The sequence below is a fragment of the Bradyrhizobium sp. Kon37 genome (assembly GCF_055807535.1).
Genome location: NZ_JBVVOY010000028.1, coordinates 1 through 21,576, shown reverse-complemented (window position 1 = coordinate 21,576; position 21,576 = coordinate 1). Strand labels below are relative to the sequence as shown.

Annotated in this window: 22 protein-coding genes; 5 read left to right on the top strand and 17 right to left on the bottom strand. The window is 64.4% G+C overall.

The window, feature by feature from the left end; translation table 11 throughout:
* The first annotated feature begins 55 nt into the window (after positions 1–55).
* The gene (locus AC0L3J_RS32350; protein ID WP_473349753.1) at positions 56–1,450 is read left to right on the top strand and encodes a hypothetical protein; all 1,395 of its coding nucleotides are present in this window, start codon (positions 56–58) and stop codon (positions 1,448–1,450) included.
* A 262-nt stretch (positions 1,451–1,712) separates the two neighbouring features.
* On the opposite strand, the gene AC0L3J_RS32345 is transcribed toward AC0L3J_RS32350, so the two are convergent.
* The gene (locus AC0L3J_RS32345) at positions 1,713–2,072 is read right to left on the bottom strand and encodes a hypothetical protein (protein ID WP_007612410.1); all 360 of its coding nucleotides are present in this window, start codon (positions 2,070–2,072) and stop codon (positions 1,713–1,715) included.
* Between the two features lie 121 nt (positions 2,073–2,193).
* Here AC0L3J_RS32345 and AC0L3J_RS32340 point away from each other — a divergent pair, with 121 nt between their 5' ends.
* Complete coding sequence (locus tag AC0L3J_RS32340; RefSeq protein WP_473349752.1) at positions 2,194–2,511, top strand: antibiotic biosynthesis monooxygenase family protein; 318 nt, start codon at positions 2,194–2,196, stop codon at positions 2,509–2,511.
* Positions 2,512–2,541: 30 nt separating this feature from the next.
* On the opposite strand, the gene AC0L3J_RS32335 is transcribed toward AC0L3J_RS32340, so the two are convergent.
* Positions 2,542–2,985 carry an RbsD/FucU family protein gene (locus tag AC0L3J_RS32335; protein WP_473349751.1) on the bottom strand — a complete coding sequence of 148 codons (444 nt, stop codon included), beginning with the start codon at positions 2,983–2,985 and terminating at the stop codon, positions 2,542–2,544.
* A 164-nt stretch (positions 2,986–3,149) separates the two neighbouring features.
* On the opposite strand from AC0L3J_RS32335, the gene AC0L3J_RS32330 reads away from it, so the two are divergent.
* Entirely contained in the window at positions 3,150–4,964 is a 1,815-nt protein-coding gene (locus tag AC0L3J_RS32330; RefSeq protein ID WP_473349750.1) for a caspase family protein, read from the top strand.
* 73 nt (positions 4,965–5,037) lie between these two features.
* Here the strand turns inward: AC0L3J_RS32330 and AC0L3J_RS32325 are convergent, their stop codons facing one another.
* From AC0L3J_RS32325 to thiD, 4 genes are all read right to left on the bottom strand, one after another.
* A complete protein-coding gene (locus AC0L3J_RS32325) occupies positions 5,038–6,021 on the bottom strand; it encodes a threonine/serine dehydratase (protein WP_473349749.1) in 984 nt (327 codons plus the stop codon).
* 63 nt (positions 6,022–6,084) lie between these two features.
* A complete protein-coding gene (locus AC0L3J_RS32320) occupies positions 6,085–7,128 on the bottom strand; it encodes a glycosyltransferase family 4 protein (RefSeq protein ID WP_473349748.1) in 1,044 nt (347 codons plus the stop codon).
* 13 nt (positions 7,129–7,141) lie between these two features.
* Positions 7,142–7,954, bottom strand: a complete 813-nt coding sequence (locus AC0L3J_RS32315) for a UDP-2,3-diacylglucosamine diphosphatase (RefSeq protein ID WP_007602023.1) — start codon at positions 7,952–7,954, stop codon at positions 7,142–7,144.
* Between the two features lie 184 nt (positions 7,955–8,138).
* Positions 8,139–8,939, bottom strand: a complete 801-nt coding sequence (thiD, locus tag AC0L3J_RS32310; protein ID WP_473349747.1) for a bifunctional hydroxymethylpyrimidine kinase/phosphomethylpyrimidine kinase — start codon at positions 8,937–8,939, stop codon at positions 8,139–8,141.
* A gap of 129 nt (positions 8,940–9,068) precedes the next feature.
* Between thiD and AC0L3J_RS32305 the strand changes: the two genes are divergently transcribed.
* On the top strand, positions 9,069–9,314 hold the full coding sequence (locus tag AC0L3J_RS32305; protein ID WP_007602021.1) for an Lrp/AsnC ligand binding domain-containing protein: 246 nt from the start codon (positions 9,069–9,071) through the stop codon (positions 9,312–9,314).
* A gap of 23 nt (positions 9,315–9,337) precedes the next feature.
* Here the strand turns inward: AC0L3J_RS32305 and AC0L3J_RS32300 are convergent, their stop codons facing one another.
* Complete coding sequence (locus AC0L3J_RS32300) at positions 9,338–10,267, bottom strand: c-type cytochrome (RefSeq protein WP_473349746.1); 930 nt, start codon at positions 10,265–10,267, stop codon at positions 9,338–9,340.
* A 155-nt stretch (positions 10,268–10,422) separates the two neighbouring features.
* Between AC0L3J_RS32300 and AC0L3J_RS32295 the strand changes: the two genes are divergently transcribed.
* Positions 10,423–10,839, top strand: coding sequence for a CHRD domain-containing protein (locus AC0L3J_RS32295; protein ID WP_456769099.1), 417 nt, complete (start codon positions 10,423–10,425; stop codon positions 10,837–10,839).
* 78 nt (positions 10,840–10,917) lie between these two features.
* Here the strand turns inward: AC0L3J_RS32295 and AC0L3J_RS32290 are convergent, their stop codons facing one another.
* The 10 genes from AC0L3J_RS32290 to AC0L3J_RS32245 form a co-directional block, all read right to left on the bottom strand.
* A complete protein-coding gene (locus AC0L3J_RS32290) occupies positions 10,918–12,213 on the bottom strand; it encodes a cystathionine gamma-synthase family protein (protein ID WP_473349745.1) in 1,296 nt (431 codons plus the stop codon).
* 337 nt (positions 12,214–12,550) lie between these two features.
* Positions 12,551–12,997, bottom strand: coding sequence for a c-type cytochrome (locus AC0L3J_RS32285; RefSeq protein WP_473349744.1), 447 nt, complete (start codon positions 12,995–12,997; stop codon positions 12,551–12,553).
* A 121-nt stretch (positions 12,998–13,118) separates the two neighbouring features.
* A complete protein-coding gene (locus tag AC0L3J_RS32280) occupies positions 13,119–15,428 on the bottom strand; it encodes a xanthine dehydrogenase family protein molybdopterin-binding subunit (RefSeq protein WP_473349743.1) in 2,310 nt (769 codons plus the stop codon).
* A gap of 140 nt (positions 15,429–15,568) precedes the next feature.
* Positions 15,569–16,093, bottom strand: a complete 525-nt coding sequence (locus tag AC0L3J_RS32275) for a GNAT family N-acetyltransferase (protein WP_473349742.1) — start codon at positions 16,091–16,093, stop codon at positions 15,569–15,571.
* Between the two features lie 42 nt (positions 16,094–16,135).
* Positions 16,136–16,414 carry a DUF1127 domain-containing protein gene (locus AC0L3J_RS32270; RefSeq protein WP_473349741.1) on the bottom strand — a complete coding sequence of 93 codons (279 nt, stop codon included), beginning with the start codon at positions 16,412–16,414 and terminating at the stop codon, positions 16,136–16,138.
* 299 nt (positions 16,415–16,713) lie between these two features.
* A complete protein-coding gene (locus AC0L3J_RS32265) occupies positions 16,714–17,130 on the bottom strand; it encodes an SRPBCC family protein (protein ID WP_473349740.1) in 417 nt (138 codons plus the stop codon).
* A 163-nt stretch (positions 17,131–17,293) separates the two neighbouring features.
* On the bottom strand, positions 17,294–18,820 hold the full coding sequence (gene murJ / locus AC0L3J_RS32260; protein WP_473349739.1) for a murein biosynthesis integral membrane protein MurJ: 1,527 nt from the start codon (positions 18,818–18,820) through the stop codon (positions 17,294–17,296).
* A gap of 43 nt (positions 18,821–18,863) precedes the next feature.
* Positions 18,864–20,015 carry a DegT/DnrJ/EryC1/StrS family aminotransferase gene (locus AC0L3J_RS32255; RefSeq protein WP_473349738.1) on the bottom strand — a complete coding sequence of 384 codons (1,152 nt, stop codon included), beginning with the start codon at positions 20,013–20,015 and terminating at the stop codon, positions 18,864–18,866.
* Between the two features lie 33 nt (positions 20,016–20,048).
* Entirely contained in the window at positions 20,049–21,053 is a 1,005-nt protein-coding gene (locus AC0L3J_RS32250) for a Gfo/Idh/MocA family protein (protein WP_247287417.1), read from the bottom strand.
* A gap of 184 nt (positions 21,054–21,237) precedes the next feature.
* A partial coding sequence (locus AC0L3J_RS32245; protein WP_473349737.1) for a cupin domain-containing protein occupies positions 21,238–21,576 on the bottom strand: 339 nt, incomplete at its 5' end.

The following is a 21,576-nucleotide window of genomic DNA, read 5'->3' as shown; positions in this document are numbered from 1 at the left end:
CGATATCGTGATGATCGTTACTGTAACGCGCGGTGATTTGCGCGACGAGATTGACATGGCCAACGAAGCATTCGCCCTCTCGCCTATGTCTGCCCGCGCGGCCGAGCCGAACGAGCAGGATTACGACGCGATCCGCGAAGCCTTCATGGAGACCGCGCGCGGCCGCTGGTTCCTCGGCGAATACGCCAAGCGCAACCGCAATGCGGATACCCGCATGGTGCTCGACGCGGTCGCGAAAATCGAAGAAACCCTTGCGGCACAGCGCCAACCCGTCGTCGAGGACCGCCTGCCCGAGGCGCTGGTCGCGATCCGGCACGCGATCCGCGAAGCCGAGACGATTGCGATCGCGGCGTTCGATCCCGGGGCGATCGAGGCGAGCCTCGCGCCGATTCCGCGCGGGCTGCGCATCATCAAGGAGATCTCCTGGCGCTGGCGCGAGATCGGCGCCGACGGGCGAATCTGCGACCTGATTGATTCGCAGCTCGCCTCCATCGAGGCGGCCTGCGCGCAGGTTTCGACCATCGACCCCCGCGCCGACCTCAAGGCCGCATTCGATCTGCTCAAGGACCGGATCGACCAGACCGACGCTGACGCAACCTCGCAGGCCGCGCGCCCCTCGCCGGCCCCGGTGCAGGAGGCACCGTCGTCCGTTGCGGAAGCTCCGCCGGCAGAGGCCGCGCCTGCGGTGATGGCCAGCGAAGCCGCCGCGGCTTTTACGGAGCCGCAAGACATCGCAGAGGCGATCGAGCCCGAAGCCGCCGTGGAAGCGGCCGGAATCGTCGCCGAGGCCTTCTCCGTGGCCGAGCAGGCGACGGACGCCGCGCTTGAGCCGGAGACCGTCGCCGAGAGCCGGATCGCGCCTGAAGACATCGCTTTTGAAGAGCCGGCCACTGAGGCCTTCGCGGAGGTGACGGACGAATTTTCGCTCGATGCCGCCGCCGAAGCCGAGGACGAAGCCATACTCGACGCGATCGCGCTGGAGATGGCTGCGCCCGATCCGGAATTCGACGAGATCATCGAACCGGTCGAGATGGAAGCGACGGTTCCGGAGCCGGTCGTTGCGGAAGCCGCAGCGCCTATCGCAGCCGAGATACCGCAGCCGATCGCACCGGCGCCGGCCGCACCGGAGCCAGTCGCCGCCGCAGCGCTCATCGAGGAGCCTGTAGAGGAAGCGCCGATCGCGATGGAATCGCTGGCGCGCCTCACCAACGCCATTGCGGAAGCCGCCGCCGAAGTGATGGAGCAGCCGGCGCCGGTGATGGCAGCCACCGCGACCTTCGGCGCGGCGCAGGCCACGACGCTGCCGATGCCGTCGCCGGTTCCGGAAGCCTCGCTCGGCGCCACCATCCTCGCCAGCGGCATCCTGCAAAAGCCCCGCGCCGCCGCCAACGACCCCATGGCGCCCATCCGCCGCATGACCCAGGCCGAGAAGATCGCGTTCTTCTCGTAAGGGCGACGCGCCTGCTCGAGTATCCCGGACAAGCGAAGCGCAGACCCGGGACCCACGTCCGTCGCAACAGGGGCCCCGGCTCCGCCGTGCATCGTCGAAGAGACGCTGCGCTGCGTCCCGGGCACGAGAGCGGCGTGGGAAAGCACCCTCTCCTCAACGTCATTGCGAGCGTAGCGAAGCAATCCAGGGTCTTTCCGCAGCGGCAGTCTGGATTGCTTCGCTGCGCTCGCAATGACGGATAGGCCGCCGCACGCTCAGCCCATCATCCGCAATTCCAGACCGCACCGATCGGCGTCCGGGTCCAGCACGGCCCAAAACTGCCGCCATTGTAGCGGCCGCCGCCGAAGCCGGGCCGGCCGAAATAGCGCCACTCACCATCCCAGCCGTAATATTGCGGAACGGGGTCGATGTACCAATGGCGTCGGTCGCTGGGCGACATCCGCCGCATCGCTTCTTTCTGCTTGTAGAGCGGAATGCTGTTGCTTAGCGGCTGGCGATAGCCCGGCAGGAAGCCGTAGCCATGCCAGGCTTGCTTGGGACGCTTTTGGATTGAAGCAGCCGGCGCGACAGCCGGCAGCAGCGATAGGACGATAGCGACAGATAGACACATAAGGCGCGACATGGACCGACCATAAACAGTCGGATGCCGGCAGGCCATTCAAATTCGGGTGGGCGATGTAACAAAGCCATCGCGAAACCGAAGAGATCAAGAATGGAAATCCATCACCGAGGGACAAGGAAATATGATTGGTGAAGTGATTGTCATTGGCGATCTGCAATTGCGTGACGGCGCCTCTGTCGATGAACACGACCGGCTCGGCGCGCGCATGTACGACATCGTCAGCCGTCTTCCCGGCTTTGTGTCGGTCAAGGCGTTCAAGGCCGACGACGGCGAGGAGCTCACCGTGTTCCGTTTTGCCTCGGAGGAAGCGCTCGAAGCCTGGCGGACCCACCCCGAACATGTCGAGACGATGAAACGGGGACATGCCGAATTCTATGCCAGCGGCTTCCTGCAGATCTGCAAGGTGATCCGCGAGGTCGGACCGTTCGAGCACGCGTGACGCAGTCCCGCATCGTTCGATCGTGCGCTTCTAGCTGATCACGCCCTTCCTGATCAGGAAGCATCCGTACCCCCGGCTGTCGCCGACCTGCACGACGCCAAAGCTCGCCGCCGCCGCGCGATAAAAATCAGGCCGAGAGAGTTTTCCGGGCGTGACGGGGCCGCCGGCGGCGCGTTCGATCTCGCCGAGCACCGCGCGCTGCACGTCGGGGACGCGGTCGGGATCGTCGACCGGCATCATCACGCGCACCGGATCGGGATCGAAATCGTCGAGCGGATAGACCGACATGATGGCGCGGATGGCGGTCTCCATGCTCATGCCCGGCAACTGGATCAGCCGCCGCGAATGCGTGCTCTGCGCGATGCGTGCCGCGGGGTGATTGGCATCGACGAAAACGAGGTCGTCGCCGTGGCCCATCGACGCCAGCAGCCAGAGCAGGTCGGGCGTGAGGATCGGATCGATCGATTTCAGCATGTGACGGACTGTCCTCCCATCGGAAGCTCACCTTGGCGGGTTCCAAACGTGATTCAGATCACGCAATCTACCATGGTGATGGCGATCACGGACCTCAAACTCGAACGCTGCCAAGCTCCCCGGCAACCAATCTCGTATCGAGATCAGTGCCAAAGGAGCACGCCATGTTCCGCCTAAAACCTTTCCTGATGACGGCCAGCCTGCTGGGAAGCCTGTTCGGCTTCGCCTGCGGCCCTGTTTCCGCGCAAGTCGCCCCGGTCGAGCCGGCTCCCACCGCGCTGCAAGGCCCGGAACAGCGCGTGGCGCTGGTGATCGGCAATTCGAACTACCAGAACGCGCCGCAGCTCGCCAACCCCGACAATGACGCGGAGTCCATGGCGAAGTTCCTGAATTCGGCCGGGTTCGAAGTGGTCGCCGCGACCGACCTCACCCAGAACGACATGCTTCGGGTGGTGCAGGACTTCTCCGCCAAAGTGTCGGCGCGCGGTCCGAACACGGTGGCAATGGTCTACTACGCCGGTCACGGCGTGCAGCTGGCCGGCGAGAACTACCTCGTTCCGGTCGACGCCAAGGTCTCGAGCCAGACCGAGCTCGTCAACAACTCTGTCCGCCTGGTCGACGTGATGTCGACGCTGGAGACGATCCCGAGCCGTATGCGCATCGTCATCCTCGATGCCTGCCGCAACAACCCGTTCCCGAACGTGAATGATGCCGGTCGCGGCTTGGCCATCGTCGATGCACCGAACGGTTCGATCGTCGGTTACTCGACCGCTCCGGGCGCGGAAGCGCAGGACGGCACCGGCGGCCACAGCCCCTACACGCAGGCCTTTCTGAACGTCGCGCGCGAGCCCAACGTGCCGATCGAGCAGCTGTTCAAGCGCGTGCGCCTCGAAGTCAACCAGACGACCAGCGGCGCGCAGATCCCGTGGGAGAGCTCGTCGCTGACGTCCGACTTCACCTTCTTCGGCGACACCGCCGTTGCCGCCAACCGCGCGCCGGTGAATGCGCCTGTGGTGCAGATGGCCTCCAACCTGCCGAGCCGCTCGACGCGCCAGGCCTATGACTACGTCGTGTCCGAAGCACGGCCGGAGTACTATCAGGAGTTCATCACGATGTATCCGCACGACCCGCTGTGCGATCACGTCCGCTGGCTACTCAACAACCTGCTGCTCACGCAGGCCTGGCACAAGACGGTGCTCGCGAACTCGCCGGTCGCCTACAAGAACTTCTACGACAGCTACGGCAACACGCCCTATGCGCAGGTCGCGCTGAAGCTCCAGATGCAGCCGAAGCAGATCCCCTTAATGCAGGCGACCAAGTTCCTGGCGCCGCAGAATATCGCCCCGACCTTCAAGATCGGCAATCTCGGCCAGCCCAAATACATGCCGCTGCAGGGCAATGGCGGATCGCAGATAAATGGCAATTTGCCGATCGTGCAGAAGTCGGGCGACAACAACGGCATCGGCAAGCTCGGCAATGGCGGCCAGATCGTCAACCTGCCGGCGGGCAACAACCAGCCCAACCAGCAGAACGGCACGCCGTCGCAGACCCCGGGCAAGATCGTCACCCTGCCCGCGCCGACCAACACCACCAACAACAATGGCGGCATCGGCAAGATCGTGACGCTGCCTGCGACCAACAAGACGCCGAACGGCGGCAACAATGGCGGCATTGCCAACGGCACCACCAGCGGCAATCCTGGCAAGATCGTGAGCATGCCGGTGAATGTCGGCAAGGGCGGCACGACCATCGAGACGAAGCCCGTCAACGTTCAGAACCAGAACAACCCGATCCGCATCAACAACGGCGCGAAGATCAGCAACAACCCCGTGAACAAGGTACAGGTGCAGAACAACAACCGCCCGCAGTTCAATGAGACCAATCGCATGGTCAACAATGGCGGCAGTAACTTCCGCCAGTCGATGAACCAGAGCCAGGGTGGCAACGGCGGCAACAACCCCCGCGGCTTCATGCACTGATCGCGGTCGGCCACACACGACAAAGGGCAGAGCGGTGACGCTCTGCCCTTCTTCATGTCAGAAGATTAGAGTATCAGGCCACCAGCTCCGCAAACAGATCGGCGTCGACATTGCCGCCGGAGAGCACGATGACGACGTTCTTGCCGGCAACATCAAGTCGTCCCGCAAGCAGCGCGGCCAAGCCGACCGCTCCGCCCGGTTCGACCACGAGCTTCAGCTCGCGATAGGCAAACGCCACGGCCGCGCCGACTTCCTTGTCCGACGCGGTCACGCCGCGCGCGAGCAGCTTGCTGTTGATCGCGAACGTCATCTCGCCGGGGATCAGGGCCATCAGCGCATCGCAGATGGTGCGGCCTGCCGGCCCGTGCGGCTCGCGATGACCTGCGGTCAGCGACAGGCCGTGATCGTCGAAAGCCTCGGGTTCGGCGACGACGATTTGCGCCAGCGGAAAACGCGCCTTCACAGCCGTTGCGACGCCGGCGATCAGGCCGCCGCCGGAGGCTGGCGCCACCACGATGTCGGGGCTGAGGCCGAGCGCCGCCATGTCCTCGGCGATCTCGCGGCCGGCGGTGCCTTGGCCGGCGATCACGAAGGGATCGTCATAGGGCCTGACCAGCGTTGCACCGCGCTTCTCGGCGATGCCGCGCGAGATCGCCTCGCGGTCGTCGCGGTCGCGGTCGTACAGCACGACCTCGGCACCGTAGGATTTGGTGCGCTCGCGCTTCGACAATGGCGCATCCGCGGGCATTACGATGGTCGCCTGCATGTGGAGGATCTTGGCCGCCGCCGCCACGCCCTGGGCGTGGTTGCCGGAGGAGAACGCCACGACGCCGCCGGCGCGCTTGTCCTGCGGGATCGAGGCGACCTTGTTGAAGGCGCCGCGGAACTTGAACGAGCCGGTGCGCTGGAGCATCTCCGGCTTGAGATAGACCTTTGCGCCGACGCGTTCGTTGAGCACGGGAAAGGACAGCAGCGGGGTGCGGACGGCGAAGGGTGCGATCACGCGCGCTGCGGCATCAATATCGGCAGGGCCGATCGGAAGGAGCTGTTCTGTCATGCCTGATGTTATCGCGGCGGATGAGGCGCGGGCAAGGCATCTCCGCGCGAGCATTCTGGGCTCTCAGGCGACGAATCGCGCCGGCTCCGCCCCGTTCCGGCCCGGCAGCACCGCACCGACCGCCAAAATGCTGTCGATAAAGGCCCGGGCCGAGGCCTCCCAGGTGTAGTTGGCGGCGAATTCGACACACTCCTGCCGGGAGATGTCCAGCGCGGCGAAGCAGGCGCTGCGCAGATCGTGATCGAGCGCGCCGACCGGCGCATCGCCGATCACGTCGCGGGGCCCCTTCACCGGAAACGCCGCGACCGGCAGGCCGCTCGCAAGCGCTTCGAGCAGGACGAGGCCGAAGGTGTCGGTTTTGCTCGGAAACACGAAGACATCGGCGGCAGCATAGATGTCCGCCAGTTCCTCCCCGTGCTTCTCGCCGAGGAAGATCGCGGCCGGATAGGCCTCCTCCAGCGCGACACGCGCCGGACCGTCGCCGACGATCACCTTGGTGCCGGGCAGGTCGAGGTCGAGGAACGCCTCGAGATTCTTCTCCACCGCGACCCGGCCGACCGAGAGGAACACCGGCGCCGGCAGGCACAGGTCGATCGCGCGGGGATGGAACAGATGGGTGTCGACGCCGCGCGGCCACAGCACGACATTGTCGAAGCCGCGCTCGGTCAGCTCGCAAGCAAGCGCCGGCGTTGCCGCCATCACGGCGCGGCTGGGGCTGTGGAATCGGCGCAGCGCCCGCCAGATCAGCGAGCCCGGCACCGGCACGCGGGCGCGGACATATTCGGGAAAGCGGGTGTGGAAGCTGGTCGTGAAGGGCAGCTTGCGCTGGCGGCAATAGCGCCGAACCATCAGGCCGATCGGACCCTCCGTCGCGATGTGGATGCTGTCCGGGTGCGCCTCTTCGATCAGCTTCGCGATTCTGCCCGGCCGCGGCATGGCCAGCCGCACGTCCCGATAGCTCGGCATCGCAAAGGTGCGGAACGATTGCGGCGTCAGGAACGAGAATTCGACGTCGAAGCTTTTGGCACCGTCAGCAAGCTTGGTCAGCGTCCGAACCACACCGTTGACTTGCGGGTGCCAGGCGTCGGTTGCGACCAGGATGCGCATCAGGCTAGCCTTGTCATGCAGCTCTGGCTGCGACCTGCGGGACCTGTGCCGGCTTCTCGGCCTGATCCGCCCAGGTGATGATCTCGAAATGGCCGTCGTCGTGCTCGACCAGCGCCGTGCAGCTCTCGACCCAGTCGCCGCAATTCATGTAGCGGATGCCGCCCTCGTCGCGGATCACCGCGTAATGAATGTGGCCGCAGATCACGCCGTCGGCGTCGTGGCGCCGCGCTTCCGCGGCGAGCGCCTGCTCGAACGCGCCGATATAGTTGACCGCGTTCTTGACCTTCTGCTTGGCCCATTGCGACAGCGACCAATAGGGCACCTTGAACATGCGCCGGAAGAAGTTGACGAAGCGATTGAGCTGGATCGCGAAGTCGTAGGCCTTGTCGCCGAGATGAGCGAGCCAGCGTGCGTTCTGCACCACGAGGTCGAAGATGTCGCCATGGATGACGAGATAGCGCTTGCCGTCCGCGCCGGTGTGGACGGTGTTCTCGACCACGTCGATGCCGCCGAAATGCGTGCCGTAATAGTTGCGCAGGAACTCGTCGTGATTTCCGGGAATGTAGATGACCTTGGCGCCCTTGCGCGCCTTGCGCAAAAGCTTCTGGACCAGGTCGTTATGCGATTGCGGCCAATGCCAGCTCGATTTCAGCGCCCAGCCGTCGACGATATCGCCGACGAGATAGATCGTGTCGGCATCATGGAAACGCAGGAAGTCGAGCAGAAGGTCGGCTTGAGAACCGCGGGCTCCGAGATGAACGTCGGAGATGAACAACGTGCGAAAGCGCCGCTCCGGGCTCTCGTCACTCACATCGTAACTTCCCATGCGCCAGCCTGTAACAATGTCCCGTGACAGGGGGATGACCAATTGAACCTTTGAGGCACCTTCGGATACGAATCGCGCTTGCCTCGCCCACCCCGCGAATATCAGTCGCATGCGACAATCAGGCGACATGGCGTCGCAGCGGCTCCGGAAGAACCCGGAACCGCGGCGCGCTCGCGACCGGCGTTCAGTAAAACTTATGGAAATGATGGATCGGGCCGTGGCCGTGGCCGACGCTGAAGCGATCGGCGGCCGCGATCGCCGCGCTGATCCAGGTCTTGGCGTTGCGCACGGCGCGCTCGAGATCCTCGCCTCTGGCGAGCCCCGCGGCGACCGCCGAGGACAGCGAGCAGCCGGTGCCATGGGTGTTGCGAGTGGCAACGCGCGGCGCGGCGAGCGCGATCGTGGTGCTGGCATCGACGAGATAGTCGATGCTCTCGGCGCCCTCGCCGTGCCCGCCCTTGATCAGGACCGCCCGGCAGCCGAGCGCCAGCAGCCGGCGCCCCTGGCTCTCGATCTCGGCCTCGCTGGCCGCGACCGGTTCGCCGAGCAGAGCCGCGGCCTCGGGCAGATTGGGTGTGATCACCGAGGCCAGCGGCATCAGTTTGATGCGCAGGGCGTCGACGGCTTCGGAGGCGAGCAGGCGATCACCCGATGTCGCCACCATCACGGGATCGAGCACGATATGTCGGGGCGCCCAGCGCGACAGCGCGGCCGCGATCGCATCGATGCTGGCGGCTTGCGCCACCATGCCGATCTTGACCGCGCCGACCTCGAGATCGGAAAACACCGCGTCGATCTGCGCGGTGACGAATTCGGCGGGCACCGCATGAATGCCGGTGACGCCGCGGGTGTTCTGCGCGGTCAGCGCCGTGATGGCGGACGCGCCAAAAACGCCGAGCGCGGCAAAGGTCTTCAGGTCGGCCTGGATGCCGGCGCCGCCGCTCGAATCGGAGCCGGCAATGGTCAGCGCGACGGGCGTCGTCATGGGGCGATCTTCAGCGTTTTCGAAGCCATGGCCCGTCCTAGCGCGCCTTTCCAAGCCCAGCAAGTTCGCTTGCTAAATCCGGCCGGGTTTGGCCTATTAGCCGCCAGATATGCTTTCGGAGTGACCGCGATGGTTCCCTTTTTCGTCCAGATCAAATGCAAGCTCGGCCAATCCTATGTGGTCGCCAATGCGCTTGCCGAAGCCGAGATCGCCTCCGAGATCTATTCCACAGCCGGGCAATACGACCTGCTGGTGAAGTTCTACGTCGACAACGACACCGATATCGGCCACTTCGTCAACGAAAAGGTGCAGGTGCTGCCCGGCATCCAGGACACCCTCACCATCATCACCTTCAAGGCGTTTGGCGCGAGTTGACCGTCCGGAAAGGGCGGGCCTGATCAGGCGCCGCCCTCCTTGCGCTTGGGACGCGGCGGACCGTCCACCGGCGGCAGCGATTTGAGATAGTCCGCCATCGCCGCGAGATCGTCGTCCGGCAATTGCGAGGTGTTCTTGATCACCCGCGTCATCGCGCCGCCGACGCTGTCGCCGTCGGGCAATTCGCCGGTCTTCAGGAAATACGCAATATCCTTCGCGCTCCACTCGCCGAGGCCCTTCTGGGTGATGTTGGGGACCCACCCCTCGCCTTCCGGATTGGGCCCACCGGCGAAGCGTTGTCCGGCCATGATGCCGCCGAGCGCGTTGCGCGGGCTGTGGCACTCCGCGCAATGGCCAAAACTGTTGACGAGATAGGCGCCGCGATTCCACTGCGGCGACTTCGCGCTGTCGGCGACGAAGGGCTTGCCGTCCAGAAATAAGAACTTCCAGATGCCGACGTTGCGCCGGATATTGAACGGAAAGCGCACGTCGTGGTCGCGCACCTTGCCTGCAACGGCCGGCAGCGTTTTCAGGTACGCAAAGAGATCGAGCACGTCCTCGCGCCTGGCGTGCTGATAGGACGTGTAGGGAAAGGCCGGAAAATAATGCCGTCCGTCCGGCGAGACCCCGTGCATCACCGCATTGACGAATTCGGCCTCGCTCCATTTGCCGATGCCGTCGGTCGCATCGGAGGAGATGTTCGGCGCGTAGAACGTTCCGAACGGCGACTTGATCGCGACGCCGCCGCCGAGCCTGAGACGATCGGGCTGGTCGGGGACGGCATGGCATGAGGCGCAGCCGCCGGCGTTGAACATCACCTCGCCATTGGCAAGATCAGGGGCGCGGGCGGGCGCGGTGCCGGCGGCCGCCACCTCCGGCGCGCTGAGCCACCAATAGACGCCCACTGCAGCGAGCACGGCGAGCAACGCCACGGAGATTGTTCGTCGCAACATACGGTCCTTTCGTCGTCGCGGCGAAGCTTATGACCGATGTCCTCGCGGCTCCAGCCACGAAGAATTTAGCCCACCGCGGCCAGAAACGGGAATAAACTGAAATGCCGGCTGTTGGAAGTTTGGCAGCCCAAACGGGTTCAGCAGGGAGAAAAATCATGAACAAGATCGTCATTGCCATGTCAGTGCTTGGCGCCGTTGCTTTTGCGGGTTCGGCCAGCGCCGAAAAGCTGAAAGCAACGCTCGACGCCAAGTCCGAGGTCCCCGCAACGACCAGCAGCGGCACCGGAACGGCCGATCTGGATTACGACGCCGCCAGCAAGAAGCTGTCCTGGAAGCTCACCTATTCCGGCCTGTCCGGCCCCGCCACCGCCGCGCATTTCCACGGACCCGCCGAGGCCGGCAAGAACGCTGGCGTCGCGGTCGCGATTCCAGGCGCCGCCACCAGCCCGGCCGAGGGCTCGGCGACCCTGACCGACGCGCAGGCCGCCGATCTGCTCGGCGGCAAGCTCTACGTCAACATCCACACCGCGGCCAATCCGGGCGGCGAGATCCGCGGTCAGGTGACGAAGTAGACTTCGCACAGACCAGCAAAAAAGGGCGGCTGCCATCGCAGCCGCCCTTTTCGATTCCGCGTAGCCCTGGCGCAGGCGTCACACCTCAGGTTCGGCCGCGTTCAGCGCCTGCGCGAGGTCGGCTATCAGGTCCGACGGGTGTTCGATGCCGATCGACAGCCGAATCGTGGAATCGAGCACGCCGATCTTGCGGCGGATGTCGGCGGGAACGCCGGAATGAGTCATGGTGGCGGGCAGGCTCGCAAGCGACTCCGTTCCACCGAGGCTCACCGCCAGCTTGAGGATCTGCAGCGCGTTGAGGAATTTCATGGCCGCGGCCTTGCCGCCGACGATGTCGAACGAGAACGTGGACCCCGCCCCCGTGCATTGCCGCGCGAACACGAGTCCGTCCGGCGACGCCGCCTCGTGATGACCGAGATAGTGCACCTTGGCCACCTTGGGATGATCGCGCAGATAGTCCGCCACGAGGCGCGCATTCGCATCGGCCTTTTCCATGCGCAGGCTCAGCGTCTCGAGCGATCGGTTGATCATCCAGCAGGAATGCGGATCGAGCTGGGTACCGATGGCGCCCCGCAGCGCCTTGATGCCTTTCACCACCGCCTTCGCACCGAGCGCGGCGCCCGCGATCAGGTCTGAATGACCGCCGACATATTTCGTGAGCGAGTACAGGGAAATATCCGCGCCGTGCTCGATCGGTCGCTGAAACACCGGCCCGAGCAGGGTATTGTCGCAGGCGATGATCGGAACGTGGCCTTGGGTCTTTCCGATGGTCTCGGCGACACGGCGCATCATCGCGATGTCGACCAGCCCGTTCGTGGGGTTGGCCGGGGTTTCGATCAGGATCATCGAGACCCGGCCTTTGCCCATGGCTTCCTCCGCGGCCTGGCTGACCACGGCTTCGTCGACGCCATCGGCAAAGCCGACGGCGCCGATCGACAGACGCGCAAGCGTATTCGTCAGCAGCGTTTCGGTGCCGCCATAGAGCGGCTGGGAGTGCAGAATGACATCGCCGGGGCGGACGAACGCCAGGATCGTGGTTGCGATGGCCGCCATGCCGGACGAGAACAGCGCGCAGCTCTCGGTGCGCTCGTAGATCGCGAGCCTGTCCTCGACGATTTCGCTGTTGGGGTGATTGAAGCGTGAATAGACCAGGCCCGCGCCCATCCCTTCCGGCGGCTCGCGCCGGCCGGAGACGAAATCGAAAAAGTCCTGCCCGTCCTCGGCCGTCTTGAACACGAAGGTCGAGGTCAGGAACACCGGCGGCTTGACCGCGCCTTCCGACAATTGCGGATCGTAGCCATAGGTCAGCATCAGCGTTTCCGGATGCAGCATATGGTTGCCGATGTGCGTCTTCGACGGGAACGGTTTGACCATGGCTTGTCTCGCTGTTGCTGATTGAGCTGCTCGCCGCGGGTTGGAACTCCCGATGTCGTGACGCAGTCAGGAGCAGGATGCGTCAGCGTCAAAAGCTCACGCCAATGCCGCGGCTGGAGCAAAGATAACTGCTCCGGCAGCGATCCGTCAGGCCTTGCGGATAGAATTTCCAGCGGCGACACGCGACGCAATAAAAAGGGCGGCTGCTTTCGCAGGCCGCCCTTCTTGATTCCCAGTAGCCCGGATGGAGCGCAGCGCAATCCGGGGCAGTCAGTCAGCTCGGATGGATTCCCGGATTGCGCTGCGCTCCATCCGGGCTACGAATCTTTTTCTTGCCTCAGCCGTTCTTCACGCGAAACGTCTCGTGGCAGCCGCCGCATTCCTTGCCGACCGCGGGGAAATTCGCCTTGAGCGAGTCCAAATCCTTGATCTTGCCCTTGGCCTCGCCGACGACCTTGGCGAAGCTCGCAACCTTGACATCGAATCCGGCCTTGTCCTCCCACACTTTCGGCGAGGCGCTGTAGTCGCCCTCGGGCTTCATGCCCTTGGCGCTCGCCGGAAACAGGTTCGGCAGCTTCTTGGCGGTGTCCTCGAACTGCGCCAGCGCGCTGTCCACCGTGGCCTGGTCGTAGGGCTTCTCGCCCTTCACCATCGCCGCCACCGCGCCGGCATTCTTGCCGTTGCCCTTCATCAGGGTCTGGACCTCCTTGACGGAGTCCTGTTGTGCCCAAACCGCGCCCATGCCGAGCAGGAGCGCGCCCCCAACAACCAACATTCGCTTCATTCGCAAAGTCCCTTTCCTTGATGCAGGATTGCCTTGATGCAGGATCGCCGTGCTGCACGATCGTGCCGACCCCTCAATGGGGCCAACACCGCTCGGCAGATTTCATTCCCGTGGAAGATTGTCACAGGCTGTGACGGCGATGGTGCTCGTTGACGGCGATCCACACCCGCTCCGGGGTCGCCGGCATGTCGATGTGGTCGATCTTGTATTCGCGCCAGAGCCCGTCCACGATGGCGTTGACGACGGCCGGGCAGGACCCGATCGCGCCGGCCTCGCCCGCGCCCTTCACCCCCAGCGGATTGGTCTTGCAGGGAACGTTGGCGGTCTCGAACACGAAGTCCGGCCCGTCCGCCGCGCGCGGCAGCGCGTAGTCCATGAAGGTCGCGGTGACGAGCTGGCCGTCGCCCGCGCCATAGACCACCTGCTCCATCAACGCCTGGCCGATGCCCTGCATGGCGCCGCCATGGACCTGGCCGGCCAGCAGCAGCGGATTGAGCGTCATGCCGAAATCGTCGACGATCACGTAGTTGACGATTTTGATGATGCCCGTGGCCGGATCGATCTCGACCTCCGCGACATGGGTGCCGTTCGGATAGGTGCCGTCGGCGCTGGCAAAGGTCGCGCTCGCATTGAGCTTCGACGGATCGACGCCGGGACGCTTGGCGAGATCGGCGAACGAGATCGAACGGTCGGTGCCGGCGATACGCACCAGGCCATCGGTGATCTCGAGATCGCCGGCGCTGGCTTCCAGCGCCTGCGCCGCGATCTCCTTGAGCCGCGTGCCGAGGTCGCGGGTCGCACGCTCGACGCTGACACCGCCTGACGGGATCGAAGCCGAGCCGCCGGTGCCGAGTCCGGTGGCGATCATGTCGGTGTCGCCCTGGTGGACGTGCACGCGCTCGGGCGCCACGCCGAACTGCTCGGCAACGATCTGCGCATAGGCGGTCTGATGGCCCTGCCCGCTCGACTGGGTGCCTATCAGGACGGTGATATCGCCATTGGAATCCATCCGCACATTGGCGGTCTCCTCGCCCATGGTGCCGCACACCTCGACATAGCTCGCAAGTCCGATGCCGCGGATCAGGCCGCTCTTCTTGGCCGCCTTGGCGCGCTTGCCAAACTCCTTCCACTCGGCGATCTCCATCGCGCGCTTCAGATGCGCGGCGAAGTCGCCGGAATCGTAGACCTTGCCGGTCGCGGTCTTGTAGGGCAGCGCCTTCGGCTGGATGAAATTCTTGCGGCGGATGGCATCCGGCGTCATGTCGAGTTTTCGCGCGCAGGCGTCCACCAGACGTTCGATGACGTAAGCAGCCTCAGGCCGCCCCGCGCCCCGATAGGCATCGACCGGCACGCTGTTGGTGAAGATGGTACGCACCCGGCAGTGGAACGCCTGGATGTCGTAGAGGCCCGGCAGCATGCCGGCGCCGCCATGCGGGATATAGGGCCCGAAGGTCGACAGATACGCGCCCATGTCGCCCATCAGGTCGCAATCCATCGCGAGGAACTTGCCGTCCTCGGCCAGCGCCATTTTTGCGGTGGTGACGTTGTCGCGGCCCTGCGCGTCGCCCATGAAATGCTCGGTGCGGTCGGCCGCCCATTTCACCGCCTTCTTCAGCTTTCGCGCGGCGACTGCCAAAAGGGCGTATTCCCGATAGGGAAACAGCTTCGTGCCGAAGCCGCCGCCGACGTCGGGGCAGATCACCCGCATCTTGTCGGCCGGGATGTTGAGCACGTTCTGGCAGAGGATATCGCGCAGGCGGTGGCTGCCCTGGCTGCCGACCGTCAGCGTCAGATGGTCGCGCTTGGCGTCGTATTCGCACACCGCCGCGCGCGTCTCCATGAAGTTAGCGACCACGCGCGGATTGACAATCGAGATCTCGGCCACCGCATGCGCTTTCGCAAAGGCAGCTTCGGTCGCTTTCTTGTCACCGATCGAGACGTCGAACAGCACGTTGCCGGGCTTGTCCGGCCAGACCAAGGCCGCGCCCTTCTTCACGGCGTTGACGACGCCGGTCACCGCCGGCAGCGGGCTCCATTTGACCTCGATCGCCTCGATCGCGTCGCGGGCCTGGTCGATGGTCTCGGCGACGACGAAGGCGATGGAATCGCCGACATGGCGCACTTCATCCTTGGCGAGGATCGGGTAAGGCGGCCCCTTGAACGGGTCGGTTTCGAGATTGAACAGGCACGGCAGGTCGCCGAGATCTGCGACGTCATCGGCGGTCAGGATCAGCGCAACGCCCGGCAAGCCACGGGCGCGGCTCGCATCGATGGTGTATTTGGCATGCGCGTGCGGCGAGCGCAGCATCAGGCAGCGAAGCGCGGCCTGCGGCGCATAATCGTCGGTATAGCGGCCCTTGCCGCGGATGAGCGCGTCATCCTCCTTGCGCAACACGCTTTGGCCAACGCCGAACTTGATGGGAGCCGCCATTTTCTCGTCCCGTTTCTCATGGTTGTTTTGCCGGCATATTGCCGTGGAAAAACTGGCAAGGCAAACGGGTTTAGGCGGGCCGCGCCTGTCAAGGCCGATGATTCGAAGCCGCCCTCGGGGACTTCGGGCGACCCCGCCCCTCAATTGCTGAATTTCCTGACCATGAGGTATTTGTCATACGTCATATGACCTATGCGGACTGCAGCGGGATCCGTGCCGTAGACCTCGAATCCGTTGCGCTTGTAGGTCCTGATTGCAGCGGTTGCTTCGAGCAGGACCTCAAGATGTACCTGCTCGACGCGTGCCTCGGCATGGGCAAGAAGCTCCTTGACGAGTCGATCTGCGATTCCTTTACCTCGGCCGTCTTCCCTCACGTAAACCGTGAAGATGTGCCCCCTGTGCTGCGACCGAAGAGCTGGCGACACGTAGAAGCCCGCGACTCCGATCAGATTTCCCCGCCAGAAGGCCCCAAGGATCGCTCCGCTGAGCCAATGCCGATAGGCAGTCAGCATCGCCTCTCCGCCTTCGTCCTCTTCAGCAGAACCAAACGTTTGAGGGTGCGTCCGAAGCGCCTCCGCGCGAATGTCGCGAAAGATCTCCAGGTCGTCGACAGTCAATCGTCGGATGTCCGCGTCCACTTGGGCAACGGCCGAATGTGGCGTCATGATCGCCGTCCTTCTAGTGCCTCAGCTAGGATTTATCGTCATTTACATCACACCACGGCCCCACGGCTGCGACGCGCGATCTCTCAGCGCATCGATAGCCCGTTCCGGCGTGAAGTAGTCGATCTCGCCGCGCGTTAGGCCGATATCCATCAGCTCCCGGTCACTCAGGTCCCGCAAGGCGATTTGTGGGCCCTGCCGCCAGCGCCAGTCCTGGAGCGCACGCCAGTATCGCGCGAGCAAGCCTAGAATGCTGCGCGTCGATGCAAGTTCGAGGGGGAGCCCCTCGGCCTCGGATGTGATGTTCGTCTGTTGGGGTGGCATCGCATGCTCCTGCTGTTGTGCCGGCAGGGAGCGTGGCCAAACAAAAGGCCCCGTCCGATGCCGGCGGGGCCTGGTGGAAAAGATGTCGTCGTCGAATTCTAGCGCGCGACTCCTTCCACGGCCCAGCCGAAGCGGGTCATGTGAATGCAGTTGAGTTTGCGCACTGATTTGATCATGCGCTGCGATTACCACAGCAATCGCGCAAAATCAAGAGATGTGTGGAGGTTCGCTGCATCCTGGAGGCGAGTCCCCACCTGAGGGTGCCGGGCGCCGAAGCCGACGACGCCCGTCAAAGCCCTTCACGACTTCGTCTGCTTCGCTTCCACGTATCGTGCGAAGCTATCGAGGATGGCCTGCCAACCGCCTTGCTGCTGCTCGACCGAGTGCGTCGATTCGCCATCGAAGACAACCCGGATCAGAACGCCCTTCGGGCCAGGCACAAACTCGACTTCGGCTTTTCGCTCGCCGAACGCGTATTCGATCCGCTTGTGCTCGATGATTTTCGTGTAGGTACCGGCGAAGTCAAAACCCATGCTGCCGTCCTTGGCCTCCATGCGAGATGAGAAGACACCGCCTTCTCGCAGGTCGACGGTCGCCTTGGTCGTATGCCAGTCGTCGGACGCGGCGTTCCACTTCATGATGTCGGCCGGCGTCGTATAAGCGCGCCAGACCTGATCGATGGGGGCTGCGACGTTGGTTTCGACGGTGATCCTCATAAACAGTGCTCCTGGTTCGGTTTTTGCCGGCTCGAGGTGACGGCATCACGTCAATTGTGCAGGGTCCATCCGCCGCACTTCCGAGATGTGTCCATCCAAGGACGATCGAGACTGGCCCGTGCCGACAAGGTCGAGCCGTCAATGCCTTGAAAATATGAAAAAGTTAACCCCGCACCAGCGAGACCAGCCAGCGGCGGCCGAACAGCGCGAGGATGGCGAGCGCATAGACGATCGTGCCCCCGACGGCCAGCAGAAGCAGCGTCAATTCGTCTCGGAAGTGCATCGAGCCCAACGAAGGACCGCCAAAGCGCGCGATCAGCCAGAAGGCGGCGGCCAGGATGATCCCGGTCAGCAGGAATTTGGCGAGCGACAATAGCCAGGCGCGGTCCAGCACGAGAAAGCCTCGCCGCACCGCGAAGAACAGCACCAGCATCAGATTGGTCCAGACGCCGACGGCGGTTGCCAGCGCAAGCCCGATCTGGGCCAGCGATCCCATCAAGGCGATCTTGAGGGCGACGTTGACCGCGATGCCGGTCAGCGACGCCCGCACCGGTGTCGCCGTGTCCTTACGCGCATAGAAGGTTGCGACCGCGCTGCGGATCAGCACGAAAGGAATGAGGCCGATGGCATAGGCCGCGAGCGTGGCGCCGGCGGCGGCGGCATCGGCCTTCGAGAACGCACCGCGGGCGAACAGCGCGCGCATGATCGCGTCGGGCACGGTGAGGAAGGCGGCGACAAACGGCACCGAGAACAGCAGCGTGAAATCGAAGGCGCGGCGCTGCGCCTTCATCGCACCGTCATGGTCGTTGGCCGTGATCCGCCGCGACATCTCCGGCAGCAGCACCGTGCCGATGGCAATACCGATCACGCCGATCGGGAGCTGGTTGAGGCGGTCGGCATAGTACAGCGCCGACAGCGCGCCCGCGGGCAGGAAAGTCGCGATGATGGTGTCGGCAAACAGCGCGAGCTGCGTGCCCATCGAGCCCAGCGTCGCAGGTCCCAACGCCCTGAAGAAAGCGCGAACGTCTTCATCGAGCCTCAGCGGCGCGAAGCGCGGCAGGCCGCCATGGCGGGCGAGATCGCCGGCGAGCAAGAAATACTGCAAAAAGCCCGAGATCAGGACGCCCCAGGCGGCGGCGTGGCCCGCGCTGGGAAACCAGGCGGCGAGCGCCAGCGTCATCATCATCGAGATATTGAGGAAGATCGACGCGGCTGCTGCACTCGCAAAGCGCTGCATCACGTTGAGCATGCCGCCATAGAGCGTCACCAGCGTGATCAGCAGCAGATAGGGAAAGGTGATCCGGGTCAGCTCGATCGCGAGCTTGCGCTGCTCGGCGTCCTCGGAAAAGCCGGGGGCCAAAATGCTCATGGCCTGCGGCATGAACAGCCAGGCGACGATCAGCAGCACCACCTGCGAGGCCAGCAGCAGCGTGAAGATGCGGTCGGCGAACAATCTTGCCGCCCCTTCCCCGCGCTCGCCATGGACGTGCGCATAGGCCGGCACCCAGGCCGCGTTGAAGGCGCCCTCGGCAAAGATCGCACGGAAATGATTGGGCAGCCGCAGCGCCACGAAAAAGGCGTCGGCCACGGGGCCGGCGCCGAGGATCGCCGCGAGCATGATGTCGCGGGCAAATCCCGTCAGCCGCGAGAGCAGCGTGTAGCCACCAACCGTGAAGATACGTCCGAGCATCGTTCCCTTCTAAAGGAAGAGCTCGCATAGCAAAACGGTGAAATCAGGTTGAAAGCGCGCCGCGCACGGCGGCGATGATTCGCTCCTGATCGGCTTCGGTCAGGTAGGCGTGCATCGGCAGGCTGATGACGTCCTGCGACAGGCTCTCGCAGCCCGGCAGGCCGCCCTCGGCCACCGGATACTGCTTGTAGGCGGTCTGCTGATGCATCGACTTGCCGTAGTAGATCGCCGTCGGCACGCCCTGGGCCTTCAGCACGGCGGCAAAGCCGTCGCGGTCGGTGCCCTCAGGTAGACGGATCGTGTACTGCGCCCAGACCGAACTATTGCCGGGAGCCACGCGCGGCACGGTGACCACATTGCTGAGACCGCGCGCGTAGCGCTCGGCGATCTTGTTGCGGGCGGCGATCTCGTCGTCGAAGATCTTCAGCTTCTCGATCAGGATCGCGGCCTGCATGGTGTCGAGCCGGCCGGTCAGGCCGAGGCGGACGTTGTCGTATTTGTCGACGCCCTGCCCGTGCACGCGAATGCTGCGCAGCGTCGCCGCGAGCTCGTCGTCATCGGTGAAGATCGCGCCGCCGTCGCCGAAGCAGCCGAGCGGTTTTGCGGGGAAGAAGCTGGTCGCGGTGGCGAGCGCCAGGGTGCCGAGCTTGCGGCCCTTGTAGCTTGCGCCAAAGCCTTGCGCTGCGTCGTCGAGCACGAACAGGCCTTCGGCCTTGGCGATCTCGGCGATGGCGTCGTGATCGGCGGGCTGGCCGAACAAATCGACCGGAATGATCGCGACCGGCTTGAGACCGGCCTTGCGGGCGGTCGCGATGCCGCGCTTGAGCGATTCCGGGCTCATGTTGAAAGTGGCTTCGTCGACGTCGACATAAACCGGCGTCGCACCGGTCCGCGCCACCGGCGACGCGGTCGCGATGAAGGTGAAGGACGGACACAACACGGCGTCGCCAGGCCCGACATTCTTCGCCATCATCACCATCAGGATCGCATCGGTGCCGCTGGCGCAGCCGATGACGTGCTTGGCGCCGCAATAGGCCGCAAGCTGCTTCTCGAGCTCGGCGACTTCAGGGCCGTTGACGAACTGACAATGATCGAGAACGCGCTTCACGGCGGCATCGAGCGAGTCGCCGAGCCGGCGGCGCTGCGAGGCGACGTCGATGAAGGGAATGGGGTCGGAACGCAGATGCTGGTTCATGGCGCCTTCTTGGCTAGTCGACATGGAAAGAGTTCAACCCGCGACGCGGCGCGGACCCTTGCGGGCCGACGACGTGGCCGCGGGCCGCGACGGCGTTTCCAGACACTGCGTCGCGATCTCGAGGCTGGCGACGCCTTCGTCGCCGGTGACCGCCGGCGTCTCGCCGTTGCGCACGGCCTTGAGGAAGGCGATCAGCTCGGCGCGGAGCGGCTCGTCATGGCCGACCGGCAGATGGCGCATCGAATAGCTACCATCAGGCTTGAAGCCGAAGCATTCGGTGACCTGGCGCGTCAGGAGATCGCCCATCACGTATTTGCCGCGGGTCGCGACCGTGACGCTGCGCGCCTTGAACGGCGTCAGCCAGTTGGTGTTGATGTGCGCGAGCACGCCATTGGCGGTGCGGAACTGCAAGAGCGCGATGTCCTCGCGCTCGGCGACCGCACTCGACAATTGCGGCTGCACCTCGACGATGTCGGACTCGGTGAACCAGCGGATCAGATCGATGTCGTGCACGGCGAGATCGATGACGACGCCGACATTGGACATGCGCGGCGGGAACGGGCCGACGCGCGTGATCGCGATCGACAGAATATCCTCGCCCGCGATCGCCTGCTTGACGGCGGCGACCGCCGGATTGAAGCGCTCGACATGGCCGACCATCAGCGTCACGCCGGCTTTTTGCGCAGCCGTGACGATCTCGCGGCCTTCCGCGACCGTAGACGCAATCGGCTTCTCGACCATCACGTGAATATTCTTGGCGATGCAGGCGAGCGAGACCTCGTGATGCAGATGGGTCGGCGCCGCGATGGTGACGGCATCGACGCCTTCGGCCAGCAGCTGGTCGAGCGTCTCGAAGCTCGCGCAATTGGCAAGCTCCATCGCCCGGGTGCGATGTGCCGGCGAAGGATCGACGACGCCGACGAGGTTGACGCCGGGAAGACCCGCGAGCACGCGCGCGTGGTTGCTGCCCATCACGCCGGCGCCAATGACGCCGACGCGCAAGCCGGCCTTTGCCGGTGCCGATCCTGTGGAACTCATTTGAGCAAACCCCGATTCAACGCAAATCCCCGAGGCGCTTCTAGCACGGCCGCCACATTTGTGGCGAATGCGGAGCTAGCGGTCCGGACACGATTTGATTCAAAAAGTTACACGTTTCCCGGGCCTTAAGCCTCTGAAAGAGACCACTCTTTTGGCCCGGGTCGCGTGATTCGGAGTGTGCTGGTTACGACCTTTGGTAGTCGTCTTCAATCCGGATGATGTCGTCTTCGCCGAGATAGCTTCCGGTCTGGACCTCGATCAGCTCCAGCATGATTTTACCGGGGTTCTCCATCCGGTGCACCGCGCCCATCGGGATGTAGATGGACTCGTTCTCGTGCACGCTTTTGACGGTCTCGTTGACGGTGACGCGGGCTGTGCCGCGGACCACGATCCAGTGCTCGGCACGATGATGGTGCTTCTGCAGCGACAGACGCCCGCCCGGCTTCACCACGATGCGCTTGACCTGGTGGCGCTCGCCATTGTCGACCGACTGGTAGCTGCCCCAGGGCCGATGCACCTTGAG